Origin of the sequence: uncultured Ralstonia sp. (assembly GCA_913056305.1) — a bacterium.
Lineage (GTDB): Bacteria > Pseudomonadota > Gammaproteobacteria > Burkholderiales > Burkholderiaceae > Ralstonia.
The window spans coordinates 1-5,886 of sequence record CAJXMR010000259.1 but is presented as its reverse complement, the minus strand read 5'-3'; the positions used below and the strand labels follow the sequence as shown (position 1 = coordinate 5,886).

The following is a 5,886-nucleotide window of genomic DNA, read 5'->3' as shown; positions in this document are numbered from 1 at the left end:
GGCGCGCGCGAGCTGCAGCAGGCGCTGGGCCAGGCGCGCATCGGCGGGCATCTCGCTGGCGTGCTCGAACTCGTCGAAGATCAGGCGAATGCGCTCGCACAGTTGCTGCATCAGCGCCCACATGCCGGCCGGGTAGGCGGCCACCACGCGTGCAAAGGCGGCGCTGCCGAGCAGGACGAGGGTGGTCGGCCCCTGCGCGTGGGCGCTGTGGGTGCGGCCGCGGCCGTCGATCAGGGCGATCTCGCCGAACCACTCGCCGGGGCGTAGCACGCCGTAGACGAGCTCGCTGCCGGCATCGGTCGTGCGGCTGATGCGCACGCGGCCCCGCACAATCAGAAACATGCCCTGCGCCTGGCCGCCGTGGGGGTGGATGCATTCGCCATCCGGGTAGGTGATGACGCGCGTGGCCGGGGCGATCTCGGCCAGCAACTCAGACGGTGCGTCGCGCAGCCAGCCTTGTGCGAGTTGCGCGGGCGTGGCGGAAACAGCGGCTGGGACGGCGGGCGAGGCTTCGGCAGGCATGGCGGCAGGATGCAGCGAAGGGCGGACGGGTCATTGTCAAACGCTTGACAGTCTGCGCGCAAGACCCGGGCACAGAATGGCCGCCAAGCCGCGCGCTGATGATGCGGCACCGACGATCCGTTCAGGCGACGAAGGAGACACCCCCAATGACCACCCACACCGCCCCGCGCGCCACCTTCTCCCACATGGAGCACGGCACGCGCGAAGACTGGGCCGCCATCTCGGCCGAATTCATGCCGTTTGCCCGCGCATTGCCCGACCGCGTGCTGGCGCACTTGCAGCTGCTCGACGGCGATTGCGGCGGCTTCCCGATCGACCGCCTCGCGCACTCCCTGCAGACCGCCACGCTCGCCCACCGCGACGGCCGCGACGAGGAATACGTGGTCTGCGCGCTGCTGCACGACGTCGGCGACACGCTGGGCAGCTTCAACCACCCGGACATCGCCGCCGCCATCCTCAAGCCCTTCGTGAGCGCCGAGAACCTGTGGATGGTCGAGAAGCACGGCATCTTCCAGGGCTACTACTTCTTCCATCACCTGGGCCTGGACCGCAACCTGCGTGAGCAATACCGCAGCCAGCCCGACCTGTTCGAGCGCACCGCCGAGTTCTGCGCCAAGTACGACGCCGCCGCCTTCATGCCCGATTACGACAACCTGCCGCTGTCGTTCTTCGAGCCGATGGTGCGCCGCGTGCTGGCCCAGCCGCGCAACTCCATCTACGTGAAGGAAGGCGAGGCGGAGATCGCCAAGCCGAAGGCCGCCTAAGCGCTCACCACATTGACGGGCGCGCCCGCCGCCCACGCCGCCACGTTGGCGAGCGTGGTGTCGGCGATGCCCGCCAATGCCTCGCGCGTGAAGAACGCCTGGTGCGCGGTGACGATGACGTTGGGAAAGCTCAGCAGCCGCGCCAGCACGTCGTCCTGCAGCACGTCGGCCGAGCGGTCCTCGAAGAAGAGGTCGGCTTCCTCCTCGTACACGTCCAGCCCCAGGTGGCCGAGCTGGCCGCTCTTGAGCGCGTCGACGAGCGCCGGGCTGTCGACCAGGCCGCCGCGGCTGGTGTTGATGAGCATCGCGCCCGTCTTCATGCTGGCCAGCGCGCCGGCATCGATCAGGTGGTGCGTGTCCGCCGTGAGCGGGCAGTGCAGGCTGACGACGTCGGACTGCGCCAGCAGCTCGGGCAGCGGCACGTAGGCGACGCCCAGCGCCGCCAACGATGCCTGCGGAAACGGATCGAACGCCAGCAGCCGGCAGCCGAAGCCGGCCATGATGCGCGCGAACACCTGCCCGATCTGCCCGGTGCCGACCACGCCCACGGTCTTGCCAGCCAGGTCGAAGCCCAGCAGGCCATCCAGCGAGAAATCCCCCTCCCGCGTGCGGTTGCAGGCGCGGTGCAGGCGCCGGTTGAGCGTGAGGATCATGCCGACCGCATGCTCGGCCACAGCATGTGGCGAGTAGGCCGGCACCCGCACCACCGTCAGCCCCAAGCGTTGCGCTGCCGCCAGGTCGACATGGTTGAAGCCGGCCGAGCGTAGCGCGATCAGGCGCGTGCCACCGGCCGCGAGCACAGCCAGCACCTCTGCGCTCAGGCTGTCGTTGACGAATGGGCAGACCACCTCGAAGCCCGCCGCGAGCGGTGCAGTCTGTGCATCCAGGTGGGCGCGCTGGAACACGAGATCGAAGCCGCGGTTACCGCGCGACTGGGCGGCGCGGAAGCTGTCTTCGTCGTAACGGTGGCTGCTGAAGAAGAGGATGCGCATGGCGGTGGGGCGATTGAGTGGTGTGTGCGCAGCTTACCCGCACCGCCAGGCGCGGGCGTGTCTAGAGCGTCAGCACGATGCGGCCGTCGACCTTGCCGGCTTTCAGATCGGCGAGGACCTGGTTGATGTTGTCGAGCTTGTCGCGGTGGATATGCGCGCGCACCCGCCCCTCGGCGGCAAACTCCAGCGATTCCTGCAGGTCGCGCCGCGTGCCGACGATGGAGCCGCGCACCGTGATGCCGTTGAGCACGGTCGAGAAGATCGGCAGCGGAAAATCCCCCGGCGGCAAGCCGTTCAGCGAGATCGTGCCGCCACGCCGCACCATGCCCAGCGCCTGTGCAAAGGCGCTGCGCGACACGGCTGTCACCAGCACGCCGTGCACGCCGCCGATCTCCTTCTGGATGACGGCGGCCGGGTCCTGCTGCGACGCATCGACGGCCAGCTTGGCGCCCAGCTCGCGCGCCAGCGCCAGCTTCTCGGGCGCTACGTCCACCGCCACCACGTGCAGCCCCATGGCGATCGCGTACTGCACCGCCACGTGGCCCAGCCCGCCGATGCCCGAGATGGCGATCCACTGCCCGGGCCGGGTGTCGGTCATGCGGATGCCCTTGTAGACCGTCACGCCCGCGCAGAGGATGGGCGCGATCTCTTCAAAGCCGACCTGCGCGGGCAGGTGACCGACGTAGTTCGGATCGGCCAGCACGTATTCGGCATAGCCGCCGTTGACGGAGTAGCCGGTGTTCTGCTGGTCGTGGCAGAGGGTTTCCCAGCCGCTCAGGCAGTGCTCGCAGTGGCCGCAGGCGGTGTAGAGCCAGGGCACGCCCACGCGGTCGCCTTCCTTGACGGCCGTCACGCCTTCGCCCACCGCCGCCACGAAGCCGACGCCTTCGTGCCCGGGGATGAAGGGCAGGCGCGGCTTGACGGGCCAGTCGCCGTCGGCGGCGTGCAGGTCGGTATGGCAGACCCCCGAGGCTTCGACTTTGACGAGGATCTGGCCGCGCCCGGGTGTCGGCACGGGCACTTCCTCAATGCGCAGGGGTTCGCAAAACGCGTGGACGACGGCGGCTTTCATCGACTGGGCCATGACAGGGTCTCCGGGGGACAGGAGCCTCCAGTCTTGTCGATGGCCTGCCTCGCCGGGTTGACGTGAGTCAACCGCCAGGGCGGGCGATGCCGTGCTTGCGCAGCTTGCGATACAGCGTGTTGCGGCTGATGCCCAGCTGCTCGGCGGCCGGTGCCATGCGCCACTGGTGTGCGGCCAGTGCGGCGAGCAGTGCGGTCTTCTCGGCATGGTCGAGCGGCGTGGCGGGTTCGGTGGCCTCGTCGGGAGCCGGGCGCAGCGGCGCCGGCAGGTCGCACAGGCGGATGCGGTCGTCGTCGGACAGCGCCACCAGCGTGCGCAGCACGTTGCGCAACTGGCGCACGTTGCCGGGCCAGGGCTGGGCAAGCAGCGTGTCGCGCGCGTCGTCGTCCAGGCGGATCGCCCGCCCGCGGGCTTCCTCGGCCAGCACGTGTGTGAGCAGCGCGGCCTTGTCGGCACGCTCGCGCAGCGGCGGCAGGGTGATCTGCAGGCCGTTCAGGCGGTAGTACAGGTCTTCGCGGAACGTGCCTTCATGCACGCGCGCTTCCAGATCGCGGTGGCTGGCGCTGATGACGCGCACATCCACCGCCTGCGCCTCGCCGCCGATGGGCACCACGGTGCGCTCTTCCAGTACGCGCAGCAGGCGGGTTTGCAGCATCAGCGACATGTCACCGATCTCGTCGAGGAACAGCGTGCCGCCGTCGGCCTGCTGCAGCTTGCCGCGCATGCCTTCGCGGCGCGCGCCGGTGAAGCTGCCGCCGCGGTAGCCGAACAGCTCGCTCTCGATCAGCGTCTCGGGGATCGCCGCGCAGTTGATGGCGATGAAGGGTTGCGTGGCGCGCGTGCTGGCTTGGTGCACCGCCTTGGCAAACGCTTCCTTGCCGGTGCCGGTCTCGCCGTGCAGCAACAGCGGTACGTCGTGTTCATAGACGCGCAGGGCGCGGTGGAAATCGGTGCGCAGGCCGTCGGTTTGCAGACAGAGGCCGGGTGTGGCCTGCCTTGGCTGGGACGTGAGCGAGGTATTCGCCGCCGGGCGCGGACGCGGTGCACGCAGCAGGCCGAACAGCGTGCGGCCCCGGTGCGTGGTGAGCGGCCAGGCTACGCCGGAGGCGTCGGTCGCGCGCGCCAGGAAGGCATCGGCCGACAGATCGAACACCGCATCGACCGGCTGCCCGAGCAGCGCCTGCCGCGATGCCCCCAGCAGGTTCAGCGCGCTCTGGTTGGCCGCGTGGATGCGCCCGTCGCCGCCCACCGCCAGCAGCCCTTCGCTGAACAGGCCGACATATTCCGGCTGCGCGTGGAAGCGCAGCAGCCAGTCGTGCGCGAAATGCTGCAGGAAGGTGCCGCCCTCGATCACCTTGGCCGACAGGTTGACCAGCGCCGTGGTGTGGAACTGCCCCTGGCGTGACAGCTCGCGCGGGATGGATGACACGTCCAGCACCGCCAGCAGGTTGCCGTGCGGGTCGAACACCGGGCTCGCGGAGCACGACAGGTCGATGTGCCGGCTGCGGAAGTGTTCGTCCTGGAAGATGGTGAGCGCCCGCTGCTCGACCACGCAGGTGCCGATGCCATTGGTGCCTTCGCTGGCCTCGCTCCAGTCGGAGCCGGACCACAGGCCGGCTTGCTGGAACAGCACGCGCTCGGCGTGGTCGGCAATGCAGTCGAGGATCACGCCGTCGGCGTCGGTCAGCACCACCACATGGCCATCGCCGGCCAGTTGGCGATGCAGGCTGGCGAGCTCGCTGCCGGCGATGTTGAGCATCGGCTGCAGGCGCTCGCGGCGTTCGCGCAGGCGGGCGGCTTCGAGCACGGCCGGTGCGCCGGCATGGGCGGGGTCCAACTGGTGCTGCTGCAGGCAGCGCCGCCAGGAGCGGGCGATGGAGGGGTCGGCGGCGGGGCCGCTCACGGGCGCGTCGTGCTGCGCGAGCGTCAGCACCTGGCCGGTGTGTTGCGACATGCGGTGGTCCAGCAGCATGGCTTTGTCTCCTTCGCCCACCGTTCGTCGGCGGATCGGGTGTCCCGAAATGGTACAGGTGTCACAGGGTCCTGTACCAACCCCGGCACACCCCCTTGACCCAGCGCAACGATGGGATGACCGCCCAAGCGCGCCACGACGTGGTTTGCCGTCCATCGCGCGGACATGGCCCGGGCTTTGCAATGCCCCACCGGACGCCGGCGCAATCAGGACGCTAGCGCCGCCCATATCACATCAGGAGACAACCATGCGTTACGCCCATCCCGGCACCCCCGGCGCCATCGTTTCGTTCAAGTCGCGCTACGGCAACTTCATCGGCGGCCAGTTCGTGGAGCCGGTCAAAGGCCAGTACTTCACCAACACCACGCCGGTGACGGGCGAGGTCATTGCCGAGTTCCCGCGCTCGAGCGCCGAGGACATCGACCGCGCGCTCGACGCCGCCCACGCAGCGGCGGACGCCTGGGGCCGCACCGCGGTGCAGGACCGCTCGCTGATCCTGCTCAAGATTGCCGACCGCATCGAGCAGAACCTCGAACTGCTGGCCGTGACCGA

Annotated in this window: 6 protein-coding genes; 2 read left to right on the top strand and 4 right to left on the bottom strand. The window is 69.5% G+C overall.

The window, feature by feature from the left end; translation table 11 throughout:
- A partial coding sequence (locus tag QZ609_RS23685) for a Crp/Fnr family transcriptional regulator (protein ID WP_295500086.1) occupies positions 1 to 522 on the bottom strand: 522 nt, incomplete at its 3' end.
- A 146-nt stretch (positions 523 to 668) separates the two neighbouring features.
- On the opposite strand from QZ609_RS23685, the gene QZ609_RS23680 reads away from it, so the two are divergent.
- Entirely contained in the window at positions 669 to 1,286 is a 618-nt protein-coding gene (locus QZ609_RS23680) for an HD domain-containing protein (RefSeq protein WP_295500085.1), read from the top strand.
- On the opposite strand, the gene QZ609_RS23675 is transcribed toward QZ609_RS23680, so the two are convergent.
- From QZ609_RS23675 to QZ609_RS23665, 3 genes are all read right to left on the bottom strand, one after another.
- Entirely contained in the window at positions 1,283 to 2,278 is a 996-nt protein-coding gene (locus QZ609_RS23675) for a 2-hydroxyacid dehydrogenase (protein ID WP_295500084.1), read from the bottom strand. The genes QZ609_RS23680 and QZ609_RS23675 overlap by 4 nt on opposite strands.
- Before the next feature lie 61 nt (positions 2,279 to 2,339).
- Positions 2,340 to 3,362 (bottom strand): alcohol dehydrogenase AdhP, encoded by a 1,023-nt coding sequence (gene adhP, locus QZ609_RS23670; RefSeq protein ID WP_295500083.1) that lies wholly within the window; start codon positions 3,360 to 3,362, stop codon positions 2,340 to 2,342.
- A gap of 67 nt (positions 3,363 to 3,429) precedes the next feature.
- Positions 3,430 to 5,334, bottom strand: a complete 1,905-nt coding sequence (locus tag QZ609_RS23665) for a sigma-54-dependent Fis family transcriptional regulator (protein WP_295500081.1) — start codon at positions 5,332 to 5,334, stop codon at positions 3,430 to 3,432.
- Positions 5,335 to 5,581: 247 nt separating this feature from the next.
- Between QZ609_RS23665 and QZ609_RS23660 the strand changes: the two genes are divergently transcribed.
- On the top strand, positions 5,582 to 5,886 hold a 305-nt coding region (locus QZ609_RS23660; RefSeq protein WP_295500079.1), incomplete at its 3' end, for an aldehyde dehydrogenase family protein.

What these genes read in the sequence shown, in the direction of transcription:
- QZ609_RS23680 (WP_295500085.1), top strand. Translation starts at nt 669, where the DNA reads ATGACCACCCACACCGCCCCGCGCGCCACCTTCTCCCACATGGAGCAC.
- QZ609_RS23675 (WP_295500084.1), bottom strand. Translation starts at nt 2,278, where the DNA reads ATGCGCATCCTCTTCTTCAGCAGCCACCGTTACGACGAAGACAGCTTC.
- adhP (WP_295500083.1), bottom strand. Translation starts at nt 3,362, where the DNA reads ATGGCCCAGTCGATGAAAGCCGCCGTCGTCCACGCGTTTTGCGAACCC.
- QZ609_RS23665 (WP_295500081.1), bottom strand. Translation starts at nt 5,334, where the DNA reads ATGCTGCTGGACCACCGCATGTCGCAACACACCGGCCAGGTGCTGACG.